The organism is Stenotrophomonas maltophilia group sp. LNF247 (assembly GCF_054083135.1).
In genome coordinates, this window is record NZ_JBSRQL010000004.1 from 182,855 (window position 1) to 208,917 (window position 26,063).

At 65.8% G+C, this 26,063-nt stretch carries 21 protein-coding genes; 10 read left to right on the plus strand and 11 right to left on the minus strand.

Annotation, left to right across the window (positions count from 1 at the left end):
* Positions 1–29: 29 nt before the first annotated feature.
* Together ACTXG9_RS06110 and ACTXG9_RS06115 are read right to left on the minus strand one after the other, a co-directional pair.
* Positions 30–908: a ParB N-terminal domain-containing protein gene (locus ACTXG9_RS06110; RefSeq protein ID WP_206621757.1), complete on the minus strand. Its 879-nt coding sequence runs from the start codon at positions 906–908 to the stop codon at positions 30–32.
* A 63-nt stretch (positions 909–971) separates the two neighbouring features.
* Complete coding sequence (locus ACTXG9_RS06115; protein ID WP_111097880.1) at positions 972–2,324, minus strand: aspartate aminotransferase family protein; 1,353 nt, start codon at positions 2,322–2,324, stop codon at positions 972–974.
* A gap of 103 nt (positions 2,325–2,427) precedes the next feature.
* Here ACTXG9_RS06115 and ACTXG9_RS06120 point away from each other — a divergent pair, with 103 nt between their 5' ends.
* The gene (locus ACTXG9_RS06120; RefSeq protein ID WP_456115425.1) at positions 2,428–3,924 is read left to right on the plus strand and encodes an aldehyde dehydrogenase; all 1,497 of its coding nucleotides are present in this window, start codon (positions 2,428–2,430) and stop codon (positions 3,922–3,924) included.
* Between the two features lie 170 nt (positions 3,925–4,094).
* On the opposite strand, the gene ACTXG9_RS06125 is transcribed toward ACTXG9_RS06120, so the two are convergent.
* Positions 4,095–4,736 (minus strand): hypothetical protein, encoded by a 642-nt coding sequence (locus ACTXG9_RS06125; RefSeq protein WP_058979502.1) that lies wholly within the window; start codon positions 4,734–4,736, stop codon positions 4,095–4,097.
* Between the two features lie 147 nt (positions 4,737–4,883).
* Between ACTXG9_RS06125 and ACTXG9_RS06130 the strand changes: the two genes are divergently transcribed.
* Positions 4,884–6,185 carry an MFS transporter gene (locus tag ACTXG9_RS06130; protein WP_241745029.1) on the plus strand — a complete coding sequence of 434 codons (1,302 nt, stop codon included), beginning with the start codon at positions 4,884–4,886 and terminating at the stop codon, positions 6,183–6,185.
* On the opposite strand, the gene ACTXG9_RS06135 is transcribed toward ACTXG9_RS06130, so the two are convergent.
* From ACTXG9_RS06135 to ACTXG9_RS06145, 3 genes are all read right to left on the minus strand, one after another.
* The gene (locus ACTXG9_RS06135; protein ID WP_021203550.1) at positions 6,166–6,627 is read right to left on the minus strand and encodes a bacteriohemerythrin; all 462 of its coding nucleotides are present in this window, start codon (positions 6,625–6,627) and stop codon (positions 6,166–6,168) included. The two genes, ACTXG9_RS06130 and ACTXG9_RS06135, sit on opposite strands and share 20 nt — an antisense overlap.
* 86 nt (positions 6,628–6,713) lie before the next feature.
* Complete coding sequence (locus tag ACTXG9_RS06140) at positions 6,714–8,057, minus strand: diguanylate cyclase (protein ID WP_456115429.1); 1,344 nt, start codon at positions 8,055–8,057, stop codon at positions 6,714–6,716.
* A gap of 101 nt (positions 8,058–8,158) precedes the next feature.
* Positions 8,159–9,694: an MASE1 domain-containing protein gene (locus tag ACTXG9_RS06145; protein ID WP_021203552.1), complete on the minus strand. Its 1,536-nt coding sequence runs from the start codon at positions 9,692–9,694 to the stop codon at positions 8,159–8,161.
* A gap of 345 nt (positions 9,695–10,039) precedes the next feature.
* On the opposite strand from ACTXG9_RS06145, the gene ACTXG9_RS06150 reads away from it, so the two are divergent.
* A complete protein-coding gene (locus ACTXG9_RS06150; RefSeq protein ID WP_227853851.1) occupies positions 10,040–10,459 on the plus strand; it encodes a hypothetical protein in 420 nt (139 codons plus the stop codon).
* Positions 10,460–10,567: 108 nt separating this feature from the next.
* On the opposite strand, the gene ACTXG9_RS06155 is transcribed toward ACTXG9_RS06150, so the two are convergent.
* The 3 genes from ACTXG9_RS06155 to ACTXG9_RS06165 all read right to left on the minus strand — a co-directional run bounded on the left by ACTXG9_RS06155 (position 10,568) and on the right by ACTXG9_RS06165 (position 15,285).
* Positions 10,568–12,157 carry an MASE1 domain-containing protein gene (locus ACTXG9_RS06155; protein ID WP_031270281.1) on the minus strand — a complete coding sequence of 530 codons (1,590 nt, stop codon included), beginning with the start codon at positions 12,155–12,157 and terminating at the stop codon, positions 10,568–10,570.
* 191 nt (positions 12,158–12,348) lie between these two features.
* Positions 12,349–13,956 carry an MASE1 domain-containing protein gene (locus ACTXG9_RS06160; protein WP_227853852.1) on the minus strand — a complete coding sequence of 536 codons (1,608 nt, stop codon included), beginning with the start codon at positions 13,954–13,956 and terminating at the stop codon, positions 12,349–12,351.
* A 51-nt stretch (positions 13,957–14,007) separates the two neighbouring features.
* Complete coding sequence (locus ACTXG9_RS06165) at positions 14,008–15,285, minus strand: NAD(P)/FAD-dependent oxidoreductase (protein WP_456115426.1); 1,278 nt, start codon at positions 15,283–15,285, stop codon at positions 14,008–14,010.
* Positions 15,286–15,446: 161 nt separating this feature from the next.
* Here ACTXG9_RS06165 and ACTXG9_RS06170 point away from each other — a divergent pair, with 161 nt between their 5' ends.
* The 3 genes from ACTXG9_RS06170 (at position 15,447) to ACTXG9_RS06180 (ending at position 18,803) form a co-directional block, all read left to right on the plus strand.
* Positions 15,447–16,208 (plus strand): gamma-glutamyl-gamma-aminobutyrate hydrolase family protein, encoded by a 762-nt coding sequence (locus tag ACTXG9_RS06170; protein WP_197575787.1) that lies wholly within the window; start codon positions 15,447–15,449, stop codon positions 16,206–16,208.
* A complete protein-coding gene (locus ACTXG9_RS06175; RefSeq protein ID WP_019659051.1) occupies positions 16,205–17,602 on the plus strand; it encodes a glutamine synthetase family protein in 1,398 nt (465 codons plus the stop codon). The genes ACTXG9_RS06170 and ACTXG9_RS06175 overlap by 4 nt, the downstream gene beginning before the upstream one ends.
* A gap of 91 nt (positions 17,603–17,693) precedes the next feature.
* Positions 17,694–18,803, plus strand: a complete 1,110-nt coding sequence (locus ACTXG9_RS06180; RefSeq protein ID WP_019659050.1) for a polyamine ABC transporter substrate-binding protein — start codon at positions 17,694–17,696, stop codon at positions 18,801–18,803.
* 38 nt (positions 18,804–18,841) lie between these two features.
* Here the strand turns inward: ACTXG9_RS06180 and ACTXG9_RS06185 are convergent, their stop codons facing one another.
* Positions 18,842–20,224, minus strand: a complete 1,383-nt coding sequence (locus ACTXG9_RS06185) for a flavin-containing monooxygenase (protein WP_180832776.1) — start codon at positions 20,222–20,224, stop codon at positions 18,842–18,844.
* Between the two features lie 291 nt (positions 20,225–20,515).
* On the opposite strand from ACTXG9_RS06185, the gene ACTXG9_RS06190 reads away from it, so the two are divergent.
* From ACTXG9_RS06190 to ACTXG9_RS06205, 4 genes are all read left to right on the plus strand, one after another.
* Positions 20,516–21,652 carry an ABC transporter ATP-binding protein gene (locus ACTXG9_RS06190; RefSeq protein WP_010486163.1) on the plus strand — a complete coding sequence of 379 codons (1,137 nt, stop codon included), beginning with the start codon at positions 20,516–20,518 and terminating at the stop codon, positions 21,650–21,652.
* Entirely contained in the window at positions 21,649–22,581 is a 933-nt protein-coding gene (locus ACTXG9_RS06195) for an ABC transporter permease subunit (protein WP_111097890.1), read from the plus strand. Before ACTXG9_RS06190 ends, ACTXG9_RS06195 begins: the two co-directional genes overlap by 4 nt.
* Positions 22,578–23,420 carry an ABC transporter permease subunit gene (locus ACTXG9_RS06200; RefSeq protein ID WP_021203562.1) on the plus strand — a complete coding sequence of 281 codons (843 nt, stop codon included), beginning with the start codon at positions 22,578–22,580 and terminating at the stop codon, positions 23,418–23,420. Before ACTXG9_RS06195 ends, ACTXG9_RS06200 begins: the two co-directional genes overlap by 4 nt.
* 83 nt (positions 23,421–23,503) lie before the next feature.
* On the plus strand, positions 23,504–24,868 hold the full coding sequence (locus tag ACTXG9_RS06205; RefSeq protein WP_188250427.1) for an NAD-dependent succinate-semialdehyde dehydrogenase: 1,365 nt from the start codon (positions 23,504–23,506) through the stop codon (positions 24,866–24,868).
* Positions 24,869–25,035: 167 nt separating this feature from the next.
* Here the strand turns inward: ACTXG9_RS06205 and ACTXG9_RS06210 are convergent, their stop codons facing one another.
* On the minus strand, positions 25,036–26,058 hold the full coding sequence (locus ACTXG9_RS06210; protein ID WP_019659045.1) for a magnesium and cobalt transport protein CorA: 1,023 nt from the start codon (positions 26,056–26,058) through the stop codon (positions 25,036–25,038).
* Between the last annotated feature and the right edge of the window lie 5 nt (positions 26,059–26,063).

A 26,063-nucleotide genomic window follows, 5' to 3' on the forward strand; every position in this document is an offset into this window, starting at 1 on the left:
CTCGGCTCTACATGAGAGGTTCGCGTTTTTTAAAGCGCTTCCAGCTGCTTGCGCAGCGCGGCCAACTGCGCGCGCAGGGTGTCGTTCTCGCGGGTCAACGCGACCACGCGGCGGCGCAGGGCCGGGGCATCCTCGCCCAGCTGTTCCAGCGCCAACAGCACTTCTGCGTCGCGGCTGGCGATCTCGTCCTCATCGGGCTCCTCGAAATCCATATCGGCCGGCTCCGGCTTCGGCGCGCGCGGCTTGCGCTTGGACTCGCGCACGCGCTTGGCGGCCTGCTTCAGCTCGTCCTTGCCACCGGCGGCGGCGGCGCGCTGTTCTTCTTCAGGCAGGTCGGCCACGGCCGCGGCGGCGCTGATCGAGATCACGCCGGCCTTCACCGCCTCCACCACTTCGGGTGCAGCCTGGGCATGGATGCGCTCGATCATGCCGACCTGGCTGGTACTCAGCTTGGCTTCGCGGGCCAGCTCAGCACGGCTGAGCTTCGGGGCCGGCTCCCACGGCGGGCTGTCTTCGCCCCCTTCGTCGGTGATGTCCGCGGTGCCGTCGCTCTCGCGCTGCAGCTGCGCCTGCTCGATCTGCTTGCGGGCGGCCAGGATGTCGCGCTTGCGCAGCGCCAGCACGCCGCGCTGGAAGTCGGACACGCTGCGACGGCCCAGGTGCTGCTCGATCATCCACAGGTGCACGTCTTCCATGCTCTGGAAGCGGGTGTTCTGTACGGTGTTGAAGGGCAGGCCATGCTTCTGGCAGATGCCGAAGCGGTTGTGGCCGTCGACCAGTACGTTGCCCCACAGGACCAGCGCGTCACGACAGCCCTCGGCCAGGATGCTGCGCTCCAGCGCGTCATGTTCGTCCGCGGTCAGCGGGTCGATATAGGCCTTCAGTTCTTCTTTGACGACGATATCCATGGGCACGGCAACGAGCAGGAGCGGAACCGCCCATTGTACCCGCTCGCCGCTGCGGGCCCGGGCTCAGGCCGTGGCCCGGATCATCTCGCCCAGCGTGCCGGTGATCTGGTCGATCTGCGCCTTGTCCACGATCAGCGGCGGTGACAGCGCGATGATGTCACCGGTGCAGCGCACCAGCAGCCGGCCATCGTGGAAGCAGCGCCGGAACACCTCGTAGCCGCGGCTGCCGGGCATGTCCCGGCGTGGCGCCAACTCGACCGCCCCGACCAGCCCGAAGTTGCGGATGTCGATCACGTTGGGCAGGCCCTGCAGCGCATGCAGCCGTTCCTGCCAGTATTCGCCCAGTTCGATGGCCCGCTCGAACAGGCGCTCCTCGGCGTAGACCTCCAGAGTGGCCAGCGCGGCCGCACAGGCCAGCGGGTGACCAGAGTAGGTATAGCCGTGGAACAGCTCGATGGCCTGCGGTGGCGCCTGCATCAGCGTAGCGTGCACCGCATCGCTGGCCAGCACGCCGCCCAGCGGCACCGCGCCGTTGCTGACCGCCTTGGCGAAGGTCAGCAGGTCGGGGGTGACCCCGAAGCGCTGTGCGGCGAAGGGCATGCCGACCCTGCCGAAGCCGGTGATGACCTCATCGAACACCAGCAGGATGCCGTGGTGATCGCACAGCTCGCGCAGGCGCTGCAGGTAGCCCGGCGCCGGCAGGATGACCCCGGCGGACCCAGCGATGGGCTCGACGAAGACCGCCGCGATGGTCGAGGCGTCATGCAGCGCGATCAGCCGCTCCAGGTCGTCGGCCAGTTCAGCGCCCTGGCGCGGCAGGCCCCTGCTGAATGCATTGCGCTGCAGGTCCAGGGTGTGGCGCAGGTAGTCCACGCCGCCCAGCTGCAGGCCGAACGCCCTGCGGTTGTTGGGCAAGCCGCCTAGTGCCATGCCGCCGAAGCCGACGCCGTGGTAGGCCTTCTCGCGGCTGATGAAGCGCGTGCGCTGGCCCTCGCCGCGCTGGCGGTGGTAGGCCAGCACGATCTTCATCGCGGTATCCACCGCCTCCGAGCCGGAGCTTGTGAAGAACACATGGTTCAGGGGCGTTGGTGCCAATGCGGCCAGCCGCTGCGCCAGCGCGAATGCCGGCGGCGAGCCCATCTGGAAGGCAGGGGAGTAATCCAGCGTGCGCGCCTGCTCGACGATGGCCTCGACGATGCGCGGCCGCGCGTGGCCGGCGTTGCAGCACCACAGGCCGGCGGTACCGTCGAGGATCTGGCGGCCGTCGACATCCTCGTAGTGCATGCCCTCGGCACGCACCAGCACACGCGGCGCCGCCTTGTACTGGCGGTTGGAGGTGAACGGCATCCAGTACGCCTCCAGTGATTCCGGGCGCTGGGTAGCAAGGTCGTGCAGGTCGCTTCCGGGACGCTTCATGCCAGCTCCGTCGGGTCCGATGGGGGAAATGTAGCGCAGCCACGTCACGGTGAAGTCGCGGTCGCGCCGGTATAACCGGGGAAACTGTTCCGTGGAGCCCGACATGGCCGACTTTCCCCACCGCAGCCACTGGCAGGCGTTGTCGCAGCAGCTTTCGATGCCCGGCCAGGCCTTCATCGATGGCCGCTACACCGACGCCGCCAGCGGCGCCCGCTTCGACTGCATCAGCCCCATCGATGGCCGTGTGCTCGCGGCGGTCGCCGACTGCGATGCACAGGACGTGGAGCGCGCAGTGCTGGCGGCGCGGCGTGCCTTCGATGCGGGCCACTGGTCGCAGGCCAGCCCGGCGCATCGCAAGCGCGTTTTGCTGGCGCTGGCCGCGCTGGTGGAGAAGCACGCCGATGAGCTGGCGCTGCTGGAAACCCTGGATATGGGCAAGCCGGTGCGCGACGCACGCCGTATCGACCTGCCCGGCGTGGTGCGCTGCCTGGCCTGGACCGCCGAAGCGGTGGACAAGCTGTACGGGGAAATCGCGCCGACCGGCCCACACGAGCTGGGGCTGGTCACGCGCGAGCCTGCCGGCGTGGTGGCGGCGGTCGTGCCATGGAATTTCCCGTTGCTGATGGCCTGCTGGAAGATCGCGCCGGCACTGGCGATGGGCAATTCGGTGGTCCTCAAGCCGTCCGAGCGTTCGCCACTGTCGGCGTTGCGGCTGGCGGCGCTGGCGGCCGAGGCGGGCCTGCCGGACGGAGTGCTGAACGTGCTGCCCGGCCATGGTGCGCGCGTGGGGGAGCCCTTGGCGCTGCACATGGATGTGGACGTGCTGGCCTTCACCGGTTCCACCGCCACCGGTGCGAAGCTGCTGGAGTATGCAGGACGGTCCAACCTCAAGCGGGTCTGGCTGGAATGCGGTGGCAAGAGCCCCCACCTGGTGTTCGCCGACGCGCCGGACCTGGACGCAGCGGCCAAGGCCGTGGCGCGGGGCATCTTCTTCAACCAGGGCGAAGTCTGCACCGCCGGCTCGCGGCTGCTGGTGCAGCGCTCGATCCGTGAGGACTTCGTGCACCAGGTGATTGCCTATGGCCAGCACATGCAGCCCCGCCATCCACTGGAGGCCGATGCACCGATGGGTGCGCTGGTCGACGCCGCGCACGTGGACAAGGTGCTGGCCGATATCGCCCGTGCCGAAGGCGAGGGCGCTCGTCTGCTGATGGGGGGCCATCGGGCCGAGGTGGAGTCCGGCGGCTGCTACGTGCAGCCCACGGTGTTCGACCAGGTGCGTCCGGACCACGCGTTGGCACGCGAGGAAGTGTTCGGGCCAGTGCTGGCCGTGCTTGGTTTCGACGACGAGGCCGAAGCGGTGCGCGTGGCCAATGACAGCCGCTATGGATTGGCGGCGGGCCTGTGGACGCGTGACCTGGGCCGCGCCCATCGTGTCGCACGCCAGCTGCGCGCCGGCAGCGTCTGGGTGAACGGCTGGGACGGTGGTGACATGACCGCCCCGTTCGGTGGCTACAAGCAGTCCGGCAACGGCCGGGACAAATCGCTGCATGCGTTCGACAAGTACAGCGAGATCAAGGCCACCTGGATCCAGCTGTAACGACGCGCCCGCCGAGCGCTTTTCGTAGAGCCGAGCCCACGCTCGGCTGCTGTTTTCTCTTTGTAGAGTCGAGCCATGCTCGACTGCTCTTCGCGAAATGCAGCCGAGCATGGCTCGGCTCTACAAAATGCGAAAAGCCGTCGAGCAAGCTCGACGCCACAGTAATGCGACTACCGGCAACGCGCGCTCACCTGCAGCACCGCCGCACGCAGCATGTCGCGGTCGGCTTCTTCGACGGCGTTCTGGAAATAGTCCATGTCCTGCTTGCCCAGCTCGCACGGGTCGACGATGTAGCCCGGTGGCCACAAACCCAGCAGTTGCGCGACGCCATGCACGATCTGCTCGGGGGTCATCTGCCGACGGATCGGGAAGTAGTTGCGGCGCGCCGCGAATGCCGGGTGTATCTCGCGGCGACCAATAAGACGCGGAGCGACACCCGCAGCGCTGATGCCGTCACCACCGTCGATGCTGCCCGCAGGCAGACTCAGGATCAGTGGCGCCACCGCAGCCGCGTTTTCCGCGGCAGGCTGGGCGCTGTCTGCCTGCGCAACCGGGGCAGGGCGGGGCATCACCGATGCGGCCGGACGCGTCATCTGTGCGGAGGGCAAGGTCGGCTGCTTGGCTACCGGCGTCGGCAGTTCCGGTGGCAGCCAACGCAGCAAGATCCGTGGGCCGTCGTCGCTGCGCAGTTCGATCCGGCCGCTGTCCAGCAGCCACAGAGCAAGCCCGCCATGCACCAGCAGTACCACCAGCCACGCCGCCATCCGCGGCAGCTTCGGCGAATCGGACCACGACAGCGCGACTGCAGTCATCGGCAAAGCGTCCATGCAGGGACCGGTGGCGCAGCCTAGCGGGTGTCCCGAAAAATTCCGTTGGCATCGGTGTCGGCTGAAACCATCGCCCCGTGCGGCCATCGGCCCGTGGCAGAATCGGGCGATCCGCCGTTACCCGTGTTGCCGATGTCGACGATCACCGCTGCCGCGCCGTCCGTGAATTCCCCCCGTCGTGTCCTGCTGGCCAGCCTGATCGGCACCACCATCGAGTTCTTCGATTTCTACATCTACGCCACGGCCGCCGTGCTGGTGTTCCCGCACCTGTTCTTCCCGGACAGCAGCGAACAGGCAGCCCTGCTGCAGTCGCTGGCAACCTTCGCGGTCGCGTTCATCGCGCGCCCGGTGGGCTCGGCAGTGTTCGGCCACTTCGGTGACCGTATCGGCCGCAAGGCCACGCTGGTGGCCGCGCTGCTGACCATGGGCCTGTCCACGGTGCTGATCGGCCTGTTGCCCACCCATGCACAGATTGGCCTGTGGGCCCCCGCGTTGCTGGCGCTGTGCCGCTTCGGCCAGGGCCTGGGGCTGGGTGGCGAGTGGGGCGGGGCGGTGCTGCTGGCCACTGAGAACGCTCCGCCGGGCAAGCGCGCCTGGTACGGCATGTTCCCGCAGCTGGGCGCGCCACTCGGCTTCCTGTTGTCGGCCGGCATCTTCCTGGTGTTGGGCCGTTGCCTGAGCCAGGGTGACTTCCTGCAGTGGGGCTGGCGCATTCCGTTCGTGGCCAGCGCGCTGCTGGTCGGCCTTGGCCTGTGGGTGCGCCTGAACATCCACGAGACCCCCGATTTCAGGCAGGCGCTGGAGCGCAAAGCACCGGTGCGGCTGCCGATGTGGACGGTGCTGCGTGACCATCCGGTGGCGATGCTGCTGGGCACGCTGGGGGCGTTCGCCACCTTCGTGCTGTTCTACCTGATGACCGTGTTCAGCCTCGGCCATGGCACCGCCGTGCTGGGCTACAGCCGCGAGCAGTTCCTGCTGATGCAGATGGCCGGCATGCTGTTCTTCGCGCTGGGCATCCCGCTGTCGGCGCGCTATGGCGACCGTTGGGGCACGCGGCGCACGATGATCGTTGCCAGCGTACTGATCGTCGGCTTCGGTGTGCTGTTCGCACCGCTGTTCCAGCCGCACAGCCCGTGGCTGGTCACTGGCTTCCTGTGCCTGGGCCTGTTCCTGATGGGCCTGACCTACGGCCCCTGCGGCACTTTCCTGGCCGAGATCTACCCGGTGGAAGTGCGCTATACCGGCGCGTCGCTGTCATTCAACCTGGCCGGCATCCTCGGCGCGGCGCCAGCGCCGTACCTGGCCACCTGGCTGGCCGAACGCTTCGGCCTGGTCGCGGTGGGCTACTACCTGTGCCTGACCGCGGTGGCGACCCTGTGCGCGCTGGTGGCACTGCACCGGCGCGCGCTGCGGCTCAACCAAAGAAGCGCTTGAGCGTGCGCCCCAGCCAGCCGCCACCCTGGTGTTCGCGGGCAAAGTGGTTCAGGTGCGCCTTGACCTGTTCGGCATAGGCCTGGTCATCGCCGCGGATGTGGTTGAACAGCCAGCGCGAGAGCATGGTGCGCAGTTCATCGCTGATGTCCTCGCCGGCCTGGAAGCGCATGCGGTATTCCGAGACGCGCTTGATGAAGACCTCGTGCACGCGCTTGTGCGCGGCACAGAACGGATAGCCCGCCTCCTCCATCAGCTCTTCTTCGAAGGCGAAGTGCGACAGGGTGTAGTCCACCACCTCGTCGATCACTTCACCCACCGCCGCACGCTGCATGCTGGCCTGTGCCACGTGCAGGTGGTTGAGCATCTCGATGATGCGGCGGTGTTGTTGGTCGATCACATCGATGCCGATGTTCAGATCGTCCTGCCAGACCAGTAGTGCCATCCCCCGGCTCCCCTTCATGCGTATGTCGGGGCCGACTGTAGAACTGCCGCGCGGGTGCGGCGTTGATCTGGATCAAGGCGGGCCGGTCAAGGCAGGGCAGGCTCGCGGGGGCGCAGCGGGCTGGCCACCGTGGTGCAGCTGACCCGGTTGCGGCCACCGGCCTTGGCCAGGTACAGCTGGCGGTCGGCCTCGGAGATCAGCCGGTGCAGCGCATCGCGCTGCGGGCGCAGGCAGCACAGGCCGATGCTCACGGTCATGCGCAGGGTAGCGCTGCCGATGTCCACTTCCAGCGCAGCGATGCGCTGGCGCAGCTCCTCGAAGTACAGCAGCGCCTCGTCCTGCTCCATGTCCGGCACCAGCAGGCAGAACTCCTCGCCGCCGAAGCGCGCGATCAGGTCGTGGTTGCGTGCGTGTGCGGCCACCGCGCCGGCCACCGCGCGCAGCGCGTCGTCGCCGGCCTCGTGGCCGTGGGTGTCGTTGATGTGCTTGAAGTGGTCGATGTCGATCATCGCCACCGCCACGCACTGGCCATGCAGCTGCAGCTGCGGCAGCTGGCGCTGGCTCTGCTCCAGGAAGAAGCGTCGGTTGGGCAGCCCGGTAAGGAAGTCGCGGGTGGCCAGATCCTGCAGAGTGCCGATCAGCTCCAGCTGGTCCACGTTCTGCGAGACGCGGCAGAAAAACTCCTCGCGCGAGAACGGCTTGCGCAGGAAGTCGTTCGCACCGTTCTTAAGGAAGCGTGGGATCAGCGAGGCATCGGTATTGCCGGAGATGCCGATCACTGCCACCTTGTCGCGCGAGCGCAGGGTGCGCAGGCGACGGGTGAACTCCACGCCCTGCATGCCCGGCATTTCCTGATCGACCACGGCGAGGCGGATCGCAGGATGCGCTTCGATCGCAGACAGCCCCTCGTTGCCGTCGGCGGCCTCATGCACCTCATGGCCGTACATGCGCAGCAGGGCTGCGGCATAGCCACGCGCGGACGGCGAATCGTCCACCACCAGCGCGGCGATGCGGCGGTTGCGTTCCAGCCGCTGCACCAGCCACACCAGGTAATCGATGCTGCCGGGGGTGTTCTTCAGCACGTAATCGATGATCTGCTGCTGCAGCACGCGCTTGCGCAGGTCCTCGTCGTACACGCCGCTGACCACCACCGTTGGCAGGTCGCGCTTCAGGAAGAACTCGACCACCGCATCACGGTCGCCGTCGGCCAGCACCAGCCCGGTCAGCACCAGGAACCAGCCGGCACCTTCGCTGAGCAGGCGATCGGCCTCGGCGAGGGTGGAGGCGATCACCACCGGCAGTTCCAGGCGCTGTTCGATGGCTTCGCGCAGCATGCCGGTGAACGCACGGGAATTTTCGACCAGCAGGATCCGCTGTGGCAGGGGATCGGCCAGGTCGCCATCGACGGCGGCCTGCGGCAGGACGGGCATGATGCGGTGGCTCACGAAGGAGGGCTCGGCACGGATAGCGGCGGTTTCGGGCGTAACTTTAGCGGTCCATGGCGGGTGTGTCTGGCGATTTGTAGCTCAGATTAAGGAACGGTCGATGATGGTCTCTGTGTGGGCTCAGATAGCGCGATCCGGAGCCGATTGTGACGGCACTGCACCGCGCCGCCGTAGGGCAGGATTCGGCCAGAGAGTCGTTCAACGGCCTGACTCATGGTGTGAGTCGACAACCCTTGTCTGCGATCGAGCAGGCCCACCACCACGACGATGCCGCGCTGACGTCCGGCAACGCCACAGCGAGCCCGGATGCAGATCTGACCGGATTCCAATTCCAGCAGAATCGATACTGCTTCGATCACGGTGCGGTAGATCGCCAGTTGAAGCTCTACGCTCAACAGGCAGGGGTTGCCGGCAAGGTCATGCACCGTGACGCGATCGCTGTTCTTCCAGACTCCACTTGCGCCACCTGCTTGCAGGGTGACGTAGAGCCCGACTTGCTCCAGTCCGGTCGGATAAACCAGGCTGGCCTGCTCCCGGAAAAGGCGTGAATGCACGGAGGAGGCATGTAGCAGGCTGCTCGCTACCGCGTGGTGGCCTTGGGATTTCAGCCAGTTGACCATCTCGCCGAGCGAGCTGTCCATGCCTTCTCCCAAGTGCTTGAGATGGATGGCCCGTTCACGCAGCTCACGTTCGCTGGTTTGGTGGGAACTGCGTGCCAGACGTAGTGTCGTTTCCTCGGCCAGGCCGCGGGATCGGGCGCGCTGATGGTGATAGCTGATGCTGGAACCGAGCGCAAGCAACGCGACACTCATCACCGCCATGTTCTGTTGGGTGGAAAACGTGCCCAGATCGAACGAGGCCGGCAGGCCGGTGCTGGGGGTGGCGAAATGAAGTGGAAGGTTCAACAGTGGAATCGCGATGGCAGCGCCACGCCATCCATGCATGAAGGTCAAGGTGATGGCGGGCAATGCCGCCAACAGCACAAGGTGCGTACGGGTCGAATGGGCATTCGTCGAAATCAGCTGCATGCATAGCCCCAAGGCCAGCATCAGGGCAATGGCCACGAGGGATGGAACGAGCAACCTCTTCTGCCATGGAGAACCGGAGCGCCGCCGGGCCCAAAGAAGGGCCAGTGGAGCCATGGTAATGATCGCGGCAAAATGACCAAATACCACTCTTTCGGCAGCATCCAGCAGCGTATCTGGGGGAGGAACTGGCCACAGCAGGCGAGAAAGACTCAGGTTGACACCGGTGACCGCAACTGCTGCCGACGTTGAGAGGGACAGCAGCCAGAATCCGGTGGCTGCCTCGGATATGGTTTTTCTCAGATGGAGGTGAACTATCAGCATCGCCATCGGCATCAGCAGCGTGGACGCCAGGATGACCCATTCCAGGCCGTACTCGTCGATCGTAGGGATGCGCAGATATGCAAAGTAGCCCCATTCTCCCAGCAATACATAAGGCCATCGACGTTGTGGAACGATCAAAAGCGCTGCCACCCGGATACCGGCAGGAAGGAAAAACTGGTCCAGGGAAAACTGTCGGGCGGATATGCAGGCAATAGCGTAGGCGGCAGCCAAGAGAAGCCCGGCCGGGTGCACCGGAATGCCGGCTAGTGCCATGTTCTTCACGGCGCTCCATCTCGGATGGGCTGGTACGCGAGCAACGCTCACATTCTCTCGGGGCGGTAACGGTCCAGCGGCGAAAGTAGCGATACTTCGCGGGGTGTGCAACGGTATTGGCAGAAACTCCGCCGTTGTTCGTATCCACGTAGGGCGAGTGATGTGAACGGCGGGGTTGTGAGTGGCGCAGGTATGCTGACAGGGAGGCGAATCCTGAGATTGTTCACGTCGCCATGGGGCACTCAGGGGATATTGCACTATCTGCCAGGGCCGCGCCTGTGTTGCCTTGATGTTGTCCACCTTTCAATCATGGAGATGCCTGTGAGATTTTCCCGGTTGTCGAAGTTGAGCGCCGCTGCTGCGCTGCTGGTCGTTCCTGCGCTGTCGTTTGCCTGCTGTCCGGGCGGAGGGCAGGGTGTGCCACTGGCAACGGCTGGGTTGGGTGAGAGCCAGCCCGCAGCGCTTGATCTGAGTTCAGATCCCGCATGGCTTGTCTACGCATTCGAGCGGGATGGGGTGTCGTACTACCAGGTCAATGATTTGACCGGCCAGGTCAATCTGATCGTTGCCAACATCGAATCGACGTTCTGGGCCTTGCCGGCCGGCAAGACCGTAGCTCGCGTGTCGCTGCCGTCCAAGCCTCTGGCGATACCGAAGAATGCTCGCCGCAGCGTTGTCTTCCGCGGGCCTGATTTTTCTCTGGTCGTCTATGGAGAGGGGCGTGGGGCAGTCTGGTCGGTCGAGCGCGGGGTCAGTAACAAATGACGGGCTGAATACAGGTGGCCTGCCTGTGGCTTGCTTCGCAGAGGGAGGAAACACCTCTACGGGGGCGAGCCACAGGCGTCGCCTGGGCTATTGATCGTCCGCCTGTGATCACTGGCGCGCGGGCGTCTCGCAAATGTCGTTTCGCTTGTATGGAAGTGTTCCGCGCTCGGACTCGCCTGCAGTGTCCAGCAACACCATGGTGATGCGGTGGCCCCGGCATTGCACGCGTCCCGAATAGGCGTGCACGCGTGCAGAGAGTCGATCAATGGCGCTTTCCATGGTTCGCGAGGCGAGTGCGCGATGTCGGTCCAGCAGCGCGACCCTCAGCACGATACCGTGCATGCCTCTATAGCGACCGCAGCGAGCGCTGATCTGGATCTGGCCGGTTTCGTCCTTCAGGAAAAGCGATACGGCTTCGGCAAAGGTGCGATACGCGGCAAGTTGCAGGCCCATGCTCAGCTGGCATGGATCCCCGCCAAGTATCGGACGGACGATCCGGTGGCTGGCGTTCCAGGTTTCGCTGAGTCCACCCGCACGCAAGGCGACATAGAGGCCTGCATGCTCGAGCTCCGTGGGATAGACCATACTGGTCAGTTCACGGAATCGCCGTGAGCGTTGCGAGAAGGTGCGGAGCAGATCAGACGCAGGAACTTCATGGCCATCGGCCTTGAGTTGTTGCACAGTCTCTCCCAGAGCCTCTTCGATGTCATCTGCAATCTGGCGCAGGCCCAGCGCGCGTTCGCGCAGGTCCTGCTCGTTGGCAAGATGCGCCGAGCGCGAGAGTGCATTGACCCGTGATGCTGACATCGCTACAGGTGTGCGCTGATTGTAATGATGGGTGATGCGCGGTCCCAGCGCGATAAGCGCTGTACTGGTGATGGCAATGATCTGCTGGGTGAAGAAGGTGGTCTCGTCGAATGAGCCGGGGAGACCCGTGGTCGGCATGGTCTGGCTGAGGATGATGTTCATCAGCGGAACACCTACAGCGGCCCCCCGCCAACCGTGCATGCAAGTCAGTGCGATGACTGGCAGCACCAGCAACAACTGCAGCGTTGCTCGTGCAGAGTGATCCTCCGTGCCGACCTGGAGCAGCAGAGCGCCCAGCATGCCCAGCGAAGTGAGGGCAGCGATGGTCGGTCGGCGTCGCCAGGTCGTCCAGTCGTAGCCGCTGTGTCGGCGTATCCAGAGCAGCGCCAGGGGCGCGACCGTAAGGATTGCAATGTAGTCGCTGAGCACGTAGAGCATCGCGTTCGTGTAGAACGGCATGCTCGGTGGAGCTGGCCACAGCATGTGAATCAGACCGAGCTTGAGAGAAGTGGCCACCAGCGCAGCGGATGCCGCGATCGAAAGCAACCAGCTTTCGGTGGTGGAAGCTATCAGCTTGTGGTGAAGATGAACGATCAGCGCCACCGCGGGTATGAGGCACGCAGATCCGAAAATGACCCAGGCCATTCCGTAATCTTCAATCATCGGATAGCGCATGTGGGCGAAGTAGGCATACTCGCCAAGGACCAGATACGCCCACATTCGCTTCGGGGTCAGCAAGAGCGCCGCAACACGGATTCCAGCCGGAAGGAAGAACTGATCGACGGAAAGGTGCCAGGTGGCCCAGCACGCGACAGCGTAGAGTACCGCCAGCGCAAGGCCTGCCGGGCGGATACGGAAACTCAGCTCAAAGCCATTTCTCAGCCACTTCAAACGCAAGCCTCCCCTGCTCGTCGAACACTATCGCTGTCCAGTCGATACATGACGCACTCCCTTTAGCGCGACAGTATCGATAGATTCAGATGGGTGCAATCTCACCCTTCTATCCGTGATGCGGACATACGAAAAGGAGACTTGGGGAATGTCACGGCAAGGTTGTGATATTCATCGCATTTTTCACCTGGCTACCAAGAGTGGGGGGCTGTCCCAGGCGGCTTCAGTCCGGCAGGTACACCGGTTCCCCAGACCGAGGCCTCTTCGCCCTGTGATGCATCGGCTGCTTCAATCAGCATCAGCCTGATTCTCCTACGGCCACAATGCAGCGCACCACGATAGGCGGTTATCCGAGCCGATAATTGGGACGTCGCAAGATCGAAGGTTGCCGTTGACAGCGTCTGATGCGGATCCATCGCCGCAACCACAACGACGATGCCGCGGTGACCGGCACGTTGCCCGCAGCGGGCCCGGACCATGAGCTGGCCTTTTTCGCTGCCCAGGAGGATCGAAACCGCTTCGACGATCGAGCGATAGGCTGCCAGCTGCAGACCGGGACTGAGCTGGCAGGGATCACCCATCAACCTGGGTTGCCCGATTCGATGCGTGGCGTTCCAAGCCTCACGCACCCCACCGGCTTGCAACGCCACATACAAGCCCAGTCGTTCCAGGGCGGCGGGATAGATCATGCTGGCCTGGGCCCGGAACAGGCGTGAATGCACCTCCGAGGTATGCCGCAGGCTGTCAGCCACGGCGTGATGGCCCTGCGCATGCAGCCAGTTCACCATTTCGTTCAGCGACAGGTCCATGCCATCGCCCAACTGGCGCAGATGGGCCGCGCGCTCACGCAGGTCCATTTCGCTGGCCAGATGTGAATTTCGTGCAAGCTGCAGTGCCGCTCTGCCATCTTCCTCGCGCAACCGGTGCTGGTTCTGGAAGTGGGTGATGCGCGCGCCCAGCAACAGCAGGGCGATGCTGGCGATGGCCATGGCCTGCTGGGTAGCGAAGGTCGCCTGATCGAATGACGCCGGGTGGTCCGAAGGGGTGCTCAGGCCAAGGATCATGTTCACGGCGGCGACACCGATGGCCGCACCGCGCCATCCCAGCATGCAGGTCAGGGCGATTGCGGGAATAGGCAGGATCAACAACAACTGCAGCGAGCCTTCGGCCATGATCGAAGTGGGAACGGGCGTCGCCTGCAGGCCAATGACCAGCATGGCTCCGACTGCTCCGACCGTGGCCGCAACAGACCGGGTCGTCCATTTCTCCTCGGCGCGGCGTATCCACAGCAGTGCCAGAGGCGCCAGGATCAGGATGCCAGTGAAATCGCCCAGCGCATAGCGCAGCACGTTGGTGAGAAATGTCTCTTCATGCAACGGTTCCCAGATCAGGTACGAGATGCCCAGGTTGAGCAGGCTGACGACCGTCGCGGCGCATACCGCAATGGAGATCACGCCGAGGATCGTGGTGCGCGCCAGCAGCTTCCGGTGCAGGCGCACAATCAGCATCACGGCGGGCATCAGGAACACCGAGGCCAGGATCACCCAGGTCAGGTTGTATTTGCTGATCAGGGGGATGCGCAGATGCGCGAAGTAGGCGTATTCACCAATCAGCAGGTAGGGCCACAGTCGAGGCGGGCACAACAGCAATGCGGCCACCCGTACGCCGGCAGGCAGGAAGAACTGGTCCAATGACAACTTGCGCGCACCCCAGCAGGCGACGGCATAGACGAGTGCCAGCGCCAGCCCTTCGGGGCTGACCCGTATCCTCACCAGCAGGCCGTCTTTCCACCACTGCATCCTCGTGCTCCCCCAGCTCCTGCATCGATTATGTAGCTGGGAAGGGTCCCGCTACCACAACGCATCCCGCAGCTTGTACCACGACATCGCCGCCACCAGCAGTGGCGTGCGCAGCAGCCGGCCGCCAGGGAAGGGGGCATGCCGCAGGCGCTGGAACACGTCCAGGCGCTCACTCTGGCCTGCAATGGCGGCGGCGATCACCTCGCCGGCCAGCCCGGCGGCGGCCACCCCATGGCCGGAGAACCCCTGCGCGAAGTACAGATTGCCGTCCAGCCGGCCCCAATGCGGGGCGCGGTTGCGGGTAATGTCTACATAACCGCCCCAGACCTGCTCCAGTGGCACGTCGGCCAGCTGCGGGAACACCTGGTGCATGCGCCGCTGCATCACTCCGCGCAGGCCGGGTGGGGGCAGTGCTGAATAGCTGGCACGGCCACCAAACAGCAGGCGATGGTCGTGGCTGAGACGGAAGTAATCCAGTGCCCAGGCGGTGTCGGCCACGGCCATGTTGTTGCCGATCAGGGCACGGGCGCGCTCGGCACCGAGCGGCGCGCTGGCGCCGATATAGGTGCCGACCGGCATGATCCGGCGTTCCAGCTCGGGCAGCAGGCCCTGCAGCCAGGCATTGCCGGCAACCACCAGGTGCGCAGCGCGCACGCTGCCCCGCGCGGTATGCAGGGTGGGCTGCGGTCCGCGCTGCACGCGGGTCACTGCGGAGTTCTCGTGGATCACCACGCCGGTCGCGCGCGCCGCATCGGCCAGGCCACGCGCATAGGCCAGCGGGTGCAAGTGCGCGCTGAGCGGATCGAACATCGCGGCGCGGTAGCGCGGGCTGTCCAGCTGCGCGCGCAGGGCATCACGGTCCCACCACTGCATGGGGTAGTCGTAGTGGCGTTGCAGATGCTCGCAGTTGGCCTGCAGGTCGCGCTCATGGCGTTCGCGGATGGCGACGCTGGCGTGGCCTTCCACCCAATGACAGTCAATGCCGTGCCGATCGATGCGTGCGCGCATCGCCTGCACCGCGTCGCGTGACCAGTCGAACAGGTGGCGCGCATCATCACGATCGAGCTGACGCTCCAGTTCGTCCACCTCGCAGCCATAGCCGACCAGCGCCTGGCCACCGTTGCGACCGGACGCGCCCCAGCCGATCCGCTGCGCGTCCAGCACCACCACGCGCTGGCCACGCGTAGCCAGTTCCAGGGCTGCGGTCAGGCCGGTATAGCCGGCGCCCAGCACCGCGACATCGGCCTGCACATCCCCCCGCAACGAGGGCAGGGCGGGCGGTTCGGGCAGGCTGGCGGCATACCAGCTGGGCGGGAAGGCGGCGCTCACCGCAGGCCTCGCGGGCGCAGTGCGGGAGGGGGGAGCGGGGGAGGACGATCAGCATTCACCCGCGTAGTTTCGCCGATGCGTGACATCCATGGTGTGACGGCGACGACTTGCCGCCTTCGCAGGGCGACGGGTAACGTGTCGGCACGTCAAGGAGTTTTTCCATGCGCCGCCTGCCCTGGGTGGGCCTGCCCACCGACAGTACCGTGCTCGGCCATCACCGCTTCGCGGTGGCCGGCGAGAAGTACGTGCGCGCGCTGGCCGAGGCCGCCGAAGTGACCCCGGTGGTACTGCCGAGCCTGCAGCCTGCTTTGCCGGCTGGCGACTGGCTGCAGGGGCTCGATGGCCTGCTGCTGACCGGTGCGGTCAGCAACATCGAACCGCAGCACTACGAGGGCGGCCGCAGCTGGCCGGGCAATCCGCATGACCCGGCGCGTGATGCCAATGCCTTCGCACTGCTGCGCGAGGCGCTGGCGCTGGACCTGCCAGTACTGGCGATCTGCCGCGGCTTCCAGGAACTGAACGTCGCGCTGGGTGGAAGCCTGCATCCGCAGGTACACGCGGTGCCTGGCCTGGCTGACCATCGCGAAGACCCGCAGGCGCCGGTGGAGGTGCAGTACGGACCGGCCCACGCGGTTACCCTGGCTGCCGATGGCTGGTTGGCGCAGTGGCAAGGCAGTGACCGGGCGCAGGTCAATTCGGTGCACGGGCAGGGCATTGCCCGCCTCGCGCAGGGTCTGCAGGTCGAGGCCGTGGCTGATGATGGACTGGTCGAGGCGGCGCGCAGCCTGCACCATCGTTTCGTGCTCGGCGTACAGTGGCACCCGGAGTGGCGTGTCATGCAGGCGCCGTTCTATCACGCTATTTTCCGTGCGTTCGGCCAGGCTTGCCGGCAGCACCAACAGAACCGACTGGATTCCCGATGAGTTCCCGAACGCGCCCGCGCAAGACGGCCACGCCCCCCGCACCGCAGGAAAGCACGCTGCTGCGCTGGCTGAAGGAGCGGCGCATCACCGAGGTGGAATGCCTGGTGCCGGACATCACCGGCAACGCGCGCGGCAAGATCATTCCCGCCGACAAGTTCTCGCACGACTACGGCACGCGCCTGCCTGAGGGCATCTTCGCCACCACCGTCACCGGCGAGTTCCCTGACGATTACTACGAGCTGACCTCGCCGTCCGACTCGGACATGATGCTGCGCCCCGATCCGGACACGGTGCGCATGGTGCCGTGGGCGGCCGACGCCACCGCGCAGGTCATCCACGATTGCTACACCAAGAGCGGTGAGCCGCACGAGCTGGCGCCACGCAACGTACTGCGCCGCGTGCTGGCGGCCTACGCCGAGCTGGGCCTGCGCCCGGTGGTGGCGCCGGAGCTTGAGTTCTTCCTGGTGCAGAAGAACACCGACCCGGACTTCCCGCTGCTGCCACCGGCCGGCCGCTCCGGGCGCCCGGAGACCGCGCGGCAGTCGTACTCGATCGACGCGGTCAACGAATTCGACCCGATCCTCGACCTGATGTACGACTACGCCGATGCGATGAAGCTGGACGTGGACACGCTGATCCACGAATCGGGCGCGGCGCAGCTGGAGGTCAACTTCACCCATGCCGATGCGATGGACCTGGCCGACCAGGTATTCCTGTTCAAGCGCACCATGCGCGAGGCGGCGATGCGCCACGGGGTGTACGCCACCTTCCTGGCCAAGCCGATGGAAAACGAGCCGGGCAGTGCCATGCACATCCACCAGAGCCTGGTGCGGATGAGTGACGGCAGCAACGTTTTTGCCGGTGATTCCGATGCCGAGGGCGAGTTCAGCCCAGTGTTCGGCCATTACCTGGGTGGCCTGCAGAAGTACGCGCCGCAGGCGATGGCGTTCTTCGCGCCGAACGTGAACTCCTACCGCCGCCTGGTGTTCGGCGAGGTCTCGCCGAGCAACGTGCACTGGGGCTTCGACAACCGTACCTGCGGGCTGCGCGTGCCGCTGGATACGCCGGAAAACATGCGCGTGGAGAGCCGTTTCGCCGGCTCCGACGCCAACCCGTACCTGGCAATGGCGGCGACCCTGGCCTGCGGCCTGCTCGGCATCCGCGAGCGGCTGGCGCCGGACGCGCCGGTGACCGGCAGCGCGAAGGAACTGGGCTACAACCTGCCGCGCTCGCTGGGCGAGGCGCTGGACGGGCTGGAGCAGTGCAGCGAGCTCCAGGCCCTGCTGGGCGAGCGTTTCTGCCGCGCCTACATCTCGGTCAAGCGCAAGGAATACGAGACCTTTTTCCGCGTCATCAGCTCGTGGGAGCGCGAGTTCCTGCTGCTGAACGTCTGAGCATCTGGAATAGAAAAATCCGCCGCCGGGGGGTAGGCTGGCACCCGTCGCCGGCCCCGCCGGCCCCCCTTCCCGCATTCTGGAGCACCCGATGAAGCTGCGTATCCTCACGCTCGGCCTGGCCTCCGCCATGCTTGCCGCCTGTGGCGGTGGCAACGGCGGCGCGCAGGACAGCCAGGTCCTGAACGTCTACAACTACAGCGATTACATCGCCGAGGACACCATTCCGACCTTCGAGAAGGAGAGCGGGATCAAGGTGACCTACGATGTGTTCGACAGCGATGAGATGGTCGAGACCAAGCTGCTGGCCGGCAACAGCGGCTACGACGTGGTGGTGCCGACGCTGAACTTCTTCGGCCGCCAGATCCAGGCCGGCGTGTTCCTGCCGCTGGACAAGAGCAAGATCCCGAACCTGGCCAACCTCGATCCGGCGGTGATGAAGCGCATCGCCACCCAGGATCCGGGCAACCAGTACGGCGTGCCGTACATGATCGGCACCACCGGCATCGGCTACAACGTGGACATGCTGAAGCAGCGCTTCGGTGGCAGCACCGACATCGCCAACAGCTGGGACCTGGTGTTCAAGCCGGAGAACATCAGCAAGATGAAGGACTGCGGCGTGACCATCCTGGACACGCCGGCCGACATGATCCCGATCGCGCTGCATTACCTGGGCCTGGACCCGCACAGCGGCGACCCGGCCGAACTGCAGAAGGCGGCCGACCTGCTGAAGTCGATCCGCCCGTACGTTCAGAATTTCCACTCCTCGCAGTACGTGGGTTCGCTGGCCAACGGCGGTACCTGCCTGGTGGTCGGCTGGTCCGGTGACATCATCCAGGCCCGCGACCGCGCCGAGGAAGCCAGCAATGGCGTGCACGTGGCCTACTCGATCCCGAAGGAAGGTGCGCCGCAGTGGTTCGACATGCTGGCGATCCCGAAGGACGCCAAGCACCCGGAAGCGGCTTACAGGTTCATCAACTACCTGCTGGAACCGAAGGTCGCTGCGGCCAACACCAACTTCATCCACTACGCCAACCCGATCCCGACCGCAACGCCGCTGGTGGACGAGGCGATCCGCACCGACCCGACCATCTATCCGCCGGCGGATGTCGCCGAGAAGATGTTCACCTACTCGATCAACACGCCGGAGACCGACAAGCTCTACACCCGGCTGTGGACCGAGGTGAAGACCGGCCGCTGAGCCGGTCTGGCGCCGTCGGGCCCTGCCCGGCGGCTCCCTTAACCTGCGCCGAAGCCGGTACTCCCGCTTCGGCCAAGGTGCTGCAGGATGGCCGGCAGCAGGTCGCGTGCGTCGCGGCCGCCGTTGCACAGGAACGACGAACTCATCCGCTGCAGGTTGTGCATGCCGATGAAGAACAGCCCCGGCTGCGGGGAAACACCGAAGTCGCCAAGCGGATAGCCGTGTGCATCCAGCACGCCCTGCATGTCGAGCCAGGGCCATTCGGCGACGAAGCCGGTGGCCAGTACCACCGCGCGGATCCCCGCAGCCTTCAGGTCCAGCTTGCATGGGGACGGTTCCGGCTCCCAGTGCAGGTAGACCTCTTCGGGAATGTAGCGGGCATCGTCGGTGCGCGGTTCGGGCCGCGTGGCGTAGTACGCGCTGGCCAGCGAATCGAGATAGGCATATTCGGCCCGCGTCGCCTCGATCGCGGTATGCAGCTGCGGGCGGACATCGGCGAAGCGGGCGGTGTTTCCGCTGAATTCCTGCAACCGGCCCAGCAACCTGATGCCTGCGCGGTGCATCGCCAACAGGCTGATCGAACTGCCCAGGCCGGCGCCTCCCTTGCCGGAAATCAGGGGGAACTCCGCGGTGCGGGCCTTGCGCAGCGCGTCCGGCTCGCCTGCCAGTACGGCCGCCGATTGGCTTACGTGTTGATGGATGCGCCCGGCCATGTCCCACCAGGTCATCGAGTCCTTGCCGCGCAGCCGACGGGTGTGCGAATGACGATCGGCCAATGACCAGTACACGCTGCGACCACCGTCGCGCAGGTCCTGGGCGATCTGCGCGCCGGACTGGCCGCCGCCGATGACCAGCACCGCGCCCTCGGGTAGCTGGCCGGGACCGCGGTAGTCGCTGGAGTGCAGCATGGTGAGGCCTGGTGCGGGCGCGAACGGGGCCCGGGGCAACCGCGCCCGGCGGTATTCACCGGTGGCAACCACCACCGCCTGGGCATGGATCAGTCCCCGGCTGCTGTCGATGGCATAGCCACCGGACTCGGGCCCGACCCGATGGACCACGCACCCTTCGCTGATCGGCAACGAGCGCTCGTCGGCATAGTCGCGCAGCCGTCGGATCACTTCCGGGGCCCCCATGAACCCTTCCGGGTCATCCCCGGTATAGGCATGGCCATGCAGGGCCATGGTCGCGTTGGCGGTGTTGGTCTGGAACGAATCCCAGCGTCGCCGCCAGCTGGCACCCACGGTTTCGGCCTCCAGCACGCGATGCTCGACGCCGGCCTCCTGCAGGAGCGCGCTGAGCGACAACCCGGCCTGGCCGGCGCCGATGATGACCAGCGGCAGCCGTGCAGGCAGGCAGCCTGGCAGGCGGGGCGGGAAAGGGGAGGGGCTGTCCGGGGAAATCACCAGGGTCGGTCCATGCAAGGCCTAGATCCGGGGCATTGCGCGGGGAATGCCCCGGGCTTTCAATGGATCCCGCTCTGAAAAATGTTGCAGATCGGGCCGCCGCCCGTGGTGTCTGGCCGGGACGGCCGTCCGGGCGTCGAGGAGAGCCCGGGCCTTCCGGCGGACAGGCCACCATGGCGGGGGAAAACCGACACACCTCGGGAGGCCTGGGCGCGCCAGCGGCCGCTTCCACCCACTGCCGTCATATCCCCTTCGGCCCCCGGCCGTTAGAATGGCCGCCGCTGTCCACCGCCCGCTCCCGGAGCCCCCATGCCCGTTGAAGCCCAGCCGGTAGCCGCCGTCGTCGACACGACCGGTGCGCCCGGCTATCTCTCCATTCGTGATCTGCGCAAGGAATTCGACGGATTCGTCGCCGTCGACGACGTCAACCTGGACGTGCGCAAGGGCGAGATCTTTGCCCTGCTCGGTGGCTCCGGCAGTGGTAAATCGACCCTGCTGCGCTGTCTGGGCGGCTTCGAGACGCCCACCAAGGGCAGCATCACCCTCGATGGCCAGCGCCTGGACGCGCTGCCGCCGTACCAGCGGCCGGTCAACATGATGTTCCAGTCCTACGCCCTGTTCCCGCACATGACGGTCGAGCAGAACATCGCCTTCGGCCTGAAACAGGATGGCCTGGGCAAGGACGCGATCAGCAAGCGCGTCGGCGAGATGCTCGACCTGGTGCAGATGGGCCACCTGGGCAAGCGCAAGCCGCACCAGCTCTCCGGCGGCCAGCAGCAACGCGTGGCGCTGGCGCGGTCGCTGGCCAAGGGGCCGAAGCTGCTGCTGCTGGACGAGCCGATGGGCGCGCTGGACAAGAAGCTGCGCTCGCAGATGCAGCTGGAACTGGTCAGCATCATCGAATCGTCGGGGGTGACCTGCGTGATGGTCACCCACGACCAGGAAGAAGCGATGACCATGGCCACCCGCATCGCGGTGATGGATGCCGGTTGGATCCAGCAGGTCGGCAAGCCGGACGAGGTCTACGAGCAGCCGGCCAACCGCTTTGTCGCCGAGTTCATCGGTTCGGTCAACCTGTTCGACGGGGTGATCGACGAGGACCTGCCCGAGTACGTCACCGTGCGCTCGCCGCTGTTCCCGGCGCCGATCTACATCGCCCATGGCATCACCGGCTATGAAGGGCAGCCGGTCGCGTTCGCGCTGCGCCCGGAGAAGGTGATGATCGGCAAGGACGAGCCGGAAGGGCACACCAACAAGGCCCAGGGTGTGATCGAGGACATCGCCTACTTCGGCAGCCATTCGGTCTACCACGTGCGCCTGCCCAGCGGCGCCAAGGTACTGGCCAACTTCGCCAACTCGCAGCGCTGGGCCAGCGATGGCCTGACCTGGGGCGACAGCGTGTGGGTGCACTGGCGCGACAACGACGGCGTGGTGCTGACCTCATGAGCGTCGCCGGCCTGAAGCGCTGGCTGCCGGGGCTGCGTGCCACGGTGATCGGCATTCCGTACCTGTGGCTGCTGCTGTTCTTCGCAGTGCCGTTCCTGATCGTGCTGATGATCAGCTTCTCGCTCAGCCGGGTCGGCTCGCCGCCGTATACCTGGCTGCTGCAGTACGCCGACGGCGGTTTCTCGCTGAAGCTGAACCTGGAAAACTACCTGGCGCTGTTCCGCGATTCGATCTATGCCCAGGCGTTCCTGAGCTCGATCAGGATCGCGGCGATCTCCACCTTCTTCACCCTGCTGATCGGCTATCCGATGGCCTATGCCATCGCGCGCCTGTCGCCCGCCGCTCGCAACGTGGCGATGATGCTGGTGGTGCTGCCGTCGTGGACCTCGTTCCTGATCCGCGTGTATGCGTGGAAGGCGATCCTGGACCGCAACGGCCTGCTCGACCAGTTCCTGCAGTTCACCGGCCTGCAGGCGCTGATGACGTCGATGGGCCTGCCGAAACTGCAGCTGATCGACACCCCGACCGCCGCCTACATCGGCATCGTCTACTGCTATCTGCCGTTCATGGTGCTGCCGCTGTACGCCAATCTGGTCAAGCATGACCACCGCCTGCTGGAAGCGGCCTACGACCTCGGTGCCAAGCCGTGGCAGGCGTTCCTGCGCATCACCCTGCCGTTGTCGAAGGCGGGCATCATCGCCGGCTGCATGCTGGTGATGATCCCGGCGGTGGGTGAATTCGTGATCCCGGAAATGCTCGGTGGTTCGGAGACACTGATGGTCGGCCGCCAGCTGTGGAACGAGTTCTTCAACAACCGCAACTGGCCGGGCGCGTCGGCGATGGCGGTGGCGATGATCCTGTTGCTGCTGGTGCCGATCCTGCTGTTCAACCGTTCCCAGCAGCGCCTGCTGGAAGGGAAGCAGGCATGAGCCCGCGTACCGCCAAGGGCCTGGGGCTGGGCGTGCTGCTGCTGGGCTTCGCCTTCCTGTACCTGCCGATTCTGCTGTTGATGTTCTATTCGTTCAACAGCTCGCGGCTGGCGATGGTCTGGGCCGGGTTCTCCACCCGCGCCTACAGCGACCTGTTCGCCGACCGCGCGCTGATGGAGGCGATGTGGACCAGCCTGGTGGTGGCGTTCTGGACTGCGTGTACCGCTACTGTGCTGGGTACGCTGGCGGCGATGGTGATGACCCGCTTCAAGCGCTTCCGTGGCAAGCCGCTGTTCGGTGCGCTGGTCACCGCGCCGCTGGTGATGCCGGATGTGATCCTGGGCTTCTCGCTGATGGCGCTGCTGGCCTCGATGGGCGCGATTCCCGGCTTCCCGGCGCGCGGCCTGGCCACCATCTGGATCGCCCACGTCACCTTCACCCTGTGCTTCGTCACCGTGGTGGTGTCTTCGCGCCTGCAGGAAATGGATCTGTCGCTGGAAGAAGCGGCGATGGACCTGGGCGCCAGCCGGTTGACCGTGTTCACCCGCATCACCCTGCCGATCATCGCGCCGGCGCTGGTGGCGGGTTGGCTGCTGGCGTTCACCCTGTCGCTGGATGACGTGGTGGTGGCCAGCTTCGTCGCCACGCCGGGCTCGACCACGCTGCCGATGAAGGTGTTCGCGTCGGTGCGCATGGGCATCAGCCCGAAGATCAATGCACTGGCCACGCTGCTGGTGTCGGCGGTATCGATCGCCGCGGTGATCGGCTGGTACATCAATGCCCGCGCCGAGAAGCGGCGCCAGCGCGACCTGCAGCTGGCGCGGCAGGACAACGGCTGAGTACACGATCCGTCCACTGTGCCGGCAACACCCGGCTCACGGCCGGCGGCGCACAATGGGGGTCTTCCAGATGGAGATCCCCCATGACCGTCGAGATCGTCGACCCGGCCACCGGCCAGGTGACCTACCGCCATGAACTGATGGGCGCTGCCGACATCGAGCAGCGCCTGCAGGCCGCCGCCGATGCCTTCCCCGGCTGGGCCGAGCGTTCACTGCAGGAACGCGGCGCGATCCTGCGCCAGATCGCGGCTCAGCTGCGCACGCGCCGCGACGACCTGCAGCAGGCGATGACCCACGAGATGGGCAAGCTCAAGGCCGAGGCGCTGGCCGAGGTCGACAAGTGCGCGGCGGCCTGCGAGTACTACGCCGACCACGCGGCCGACTACCTCAAGCCGCAGCTGATCGATACCGAAGCCCAGCGCAGCTACGTGCGCTACGAGCCGATCGGCTGCGTGTTCGCGGTGATGCCGTGGAATTTCCCGATCTGGCAGGTGTTCCGTTTCCTCGCCCCGGCGTTCATGGCTGGCAACGTCGCCCTGCTCAAGCACGCCAGCAACGTGCCGCAGTGCGCCGACCTGATCCTGGCGGTGTGCCGTGACGGCGGCCTGCCTGATGGGGTGTTCGACGTGCTGCACATCGACAACGACCAGGCCGCCGACGTGCTGCGCGACGCACGGGTGAAGGCGGTGACGCTGACCGGCAGCGAGCGGGCAGGGCGCTCGATCGCCTCCAATGCCGGCAGCCAGCTGAAGAAGTCGGTGATGGAGCTGGGTGGCAGCGATGCCTTCGTGGTGCTCGACGATGCCGACCTCGACAAGACCGTGGCCGCAGCGGTGAAGTCGCGCTTCGACAACAGCGGCCAGACCTGCATCGCGGCCAAGCGCTTCATCGTGGTCGAGGCGGTGGCCGATGAGTTCACCCGTCGCTTTGTGGAGGCGGCGGGCGAGCGCCAGTACGGCGATCCCGATAAGCCTGGCACCACGCTGGCACCGATGGCTCGCGCCGACCTGCGTGACGAACTGCACAAGCAGGTGCAGGCCAGCGTGGCCAAGGGCGCGCAGGTGCTGATCGGTGGTGAGCCGATAGCCGGCACCCATGCCGGCTATCCGGCCACGGTGCTCGACCAGGTCGGCCCGGGCATGCCGGCGTATGACGAGGAGCTGTTCGGGCCGGTGGCTGCGGTGATCCGGGTCAAGGATGAGGCCGAGGCACTGCGCGTGGCCAACGACACCCGCTTCGGCCTGGGCGGCAGCGTGTGGACCGGCGATCCGGTACGCGGCGAGCGCTTCGCGCAGCGCATGGAATGCGGTGCGGCGTTCGTCAACGCCATCGTCAAGAGCGACGCGCGGCTGCCGTTCGGCGGCAGCAAGCAGTCAGGCTTTGGTCGGGAGCTGGCTGACCATGGCATCCATGAGTTCATGAACATCAAGACCGTCTACGTGGCTTGATCCTGAGCGGTAGTGCCGGTCGCTGGCCCGCATTGCCCTGATTGCCGGCCAGCGGCCGGCACTACCAGAAGCGGGTCATGTGCCACCACCAACGGTCGGGGCCTACCGGATTGCGGGGTATCGACGCCCCCCGTGCATGGTGGGTATCGACCGTTGGTCGATACGCGCTACAACCACTTCGCGCGCTTGAACAGCCGGTACAGCCCTACGCAGACGCCGCCCACGCCAACGATCATCAGTGGGTAGGCCCACGGTTGGCTCAGCTCCGGCATGTGGCTGAAGTTCATGCCGTACCAGCTGGTGATCAGCGTCGGCGCCGCCAAGAGTGCGGCCCACGCACCCAGCCGCTTGACCGTCTCGCCCTGCGCCAGTGTCACCAGCGAAAGGTTCACGCTCAGCGCGGTGCCCAGCATCTCACGCAGGGTGTCGATCACATCGCTGATGCGCACCGCATGGTCATGCACGTCACGCACGTACAGCTTCACTTCGTCCGGGATCAGTTCGCCCTGGTAGCGGCGCAGCTGCGCAAGCACGTCCTGCAGTGGCGCCACTGCCATGCGCATCTTGTTCAGTTCGCGCTTGAGCTCGTACAGGCGCACCACGGTGCTGCGCTTGTAATTCTCGGCGAAGATGTCCTTCTCCAGCAGGTCCAGGGTATCGCGGAAGCGGTGCACGATCGGCAGGTAGTTGTCGACCACGAAGTCGGTCACCGCATACAGGCAGTACGACGGGCCCATTTTCAGCAGCTGCGGCTCGCGCTCGACGCGTGCGCGCACTGGCGCGTAGGACAGCGAGGCGCCGTGGCGCACCGTCACCAGGAAGCGCGGGCCGAGGAAGGCATGGGTTTCGCCATACTGGATGCGCTCGTCGACCATCTGCGCGGTGGTCACCACCACGAACAGCGAATTGCCGTAGGTCTCGACCTTGGGCCGCTGGTGTGCGTTGCGCGCGTCTTCGATGGCCAGGTCGTGCAGGCAGAATTCTTCCTGCAGTTTCAGCAGCACATCGTCGTTGGGATCGTACAGGCCGACCCACACGAAGCCATTGCCACTGGCGATGACATCGCTGATGGCGTCCAGGCTGATGTCGTGGCGTTTGCCCTCGTCATCGTAGTGGACGCAGTTGATGACGCAGGTAGGGTTGGCCGAAGCCGGGGCGGAAGCGGAGGCGGGCAATGACATGCCCGCCATCGTGC

What these genes read in the sequence shown, in the direction of transcription:
- ACTXG9_RS06110 (WP_206621757.1), bottom strand. Translation starts at nt 908, where the DNA reads ATGGATATCGTCGTCAAAGAAGAACTGAAGGCCTATATCGACCCGCTG.
- ACTXG9_RS06115 (WP_111097880.1), bottom strand. Translation starts at nt 2,324, where the DNA reads ATGAAGCGTCCCGGAAGCGACCTGCACGACCTTGCTACCCAGCGCCCG.
- ACTXG9_RS06120 (WP_456115425.1), top strand. Translation starts at nt 2,428, where the DNA reads ATGGCCGACTTTCCCCACCGCAGCCACTGGCAGGCGTTGTCGCAGCAG.
- ACTXG9_RS06125 (WP_058979502.1), bottom strand. Translation starts at nt 4,736, where the DNA reads ATGACTGCAGTCGCGCTGTCGTGGTCCGATTCGCCGAAGCTGCCGCGG.
- ACTXG9_RS06130 (WP_241745029.1), top strand. Translation starts at nt 4,884, where the DNA reads ATGTCGACGATCACCGCTGCCGCGCCGTCCGTGAATTCCCCCCGTCGT.
- ACTXG9_RS06135 (WP_021203550.1), bottom strand. Translation starts at nt 6,627, where the DNA reads ATGGCACTACTGGTCTGGCAGGACGATCTGAACATCGGCATCGATGTG.
- ACTXG9_RS06140 (WP_456115429.1), bottom strand. Translation starts at nt 8,057, where the DNA reads ATGCCCGTCCTGCCGCAGGCCGCCGTCGATGGCGACCTGGCCGATCCC.
- ACTXG9_RS06145 (WP_021203552.1), bottom strand. Translation starts at nt 9,694, where the DNA reads ATGGCACTAGCCGGCATTCCGGTGCACCCGGCCGGGCTTCTCTTGGCT.
- ACTXG9_RS06160 (WP_227853852.1), bottom strand. Translation starts at nt 13,956, where the DNA reads ATGCAGTGGTGGAAAGACGGCCTGCTGGTGAGGATACGGGTCAGCCCC.
- ACTXG9_RS06170 (WP_197575787.1), top strand. Translation starts at nt 15,447, where the DNA reads ATGCGCCGCCTGCCCTGGGTGGGCCTGCCCACCGACAGTACCGTGCTC.
- ACTXG9_RS06175 (WP_019659051.1), top strand. Translation starts at nt 16,205, where the DNA reads ATGAGTTCCCGAACGCGCCCGCGCAAGACGGCCACGCCCCCCGCACCG.
- ACTXG9_RS06180 (WP_019659050.1), top strand. Translation starts at nt 17,694, where the DNA reads ATGAAGCTGCGTATCCTCACGCTCGGCCTGGCCTCCGCCATGCTTGCC.
- ACTXG9_RS06190 (WP_010486163.1), top strand. Translation starts at nt 20,516, where the DNA reads ATGCCCGTTGAAGCCCAGCCGGTAGCCGCCGTCGTCGACACGACCGGT.
- ACTXG9_RS06195 (WP_111097890.1), top strand. Translation starts at nt 21,649, where the DNA reads ATGAGCGTCGCCGGCCTGAAGCGCTGGCTGCCGGGGCTGCGTGCCACG.
- ACTXG9_RS06200 (WP_021203562.1), top strand. Translation starts at nt 22,578, where the DNA reads ATGAGCCCGCGTACCGCCAAGGGCCTGGGGCTGGGCGTGCTGCTGCTG.
- ACTXG9_RS06205 (WP_188250427.1), top strand. Translation starts at nt 23,504, where the DNA reads ATGACCGTCGAGATCGTCGACCCGGCCACCGGCCAGGTGACCTACCGC.
- ACTXG9_RS06210 (WP_019659045.1), bottom strand. Translation starts at nt 26,058, where the DNA reads ATGGCGGGCATGTCATTGCCCGCCTCCGCTTCCGCCCCGGCTTCGGCC.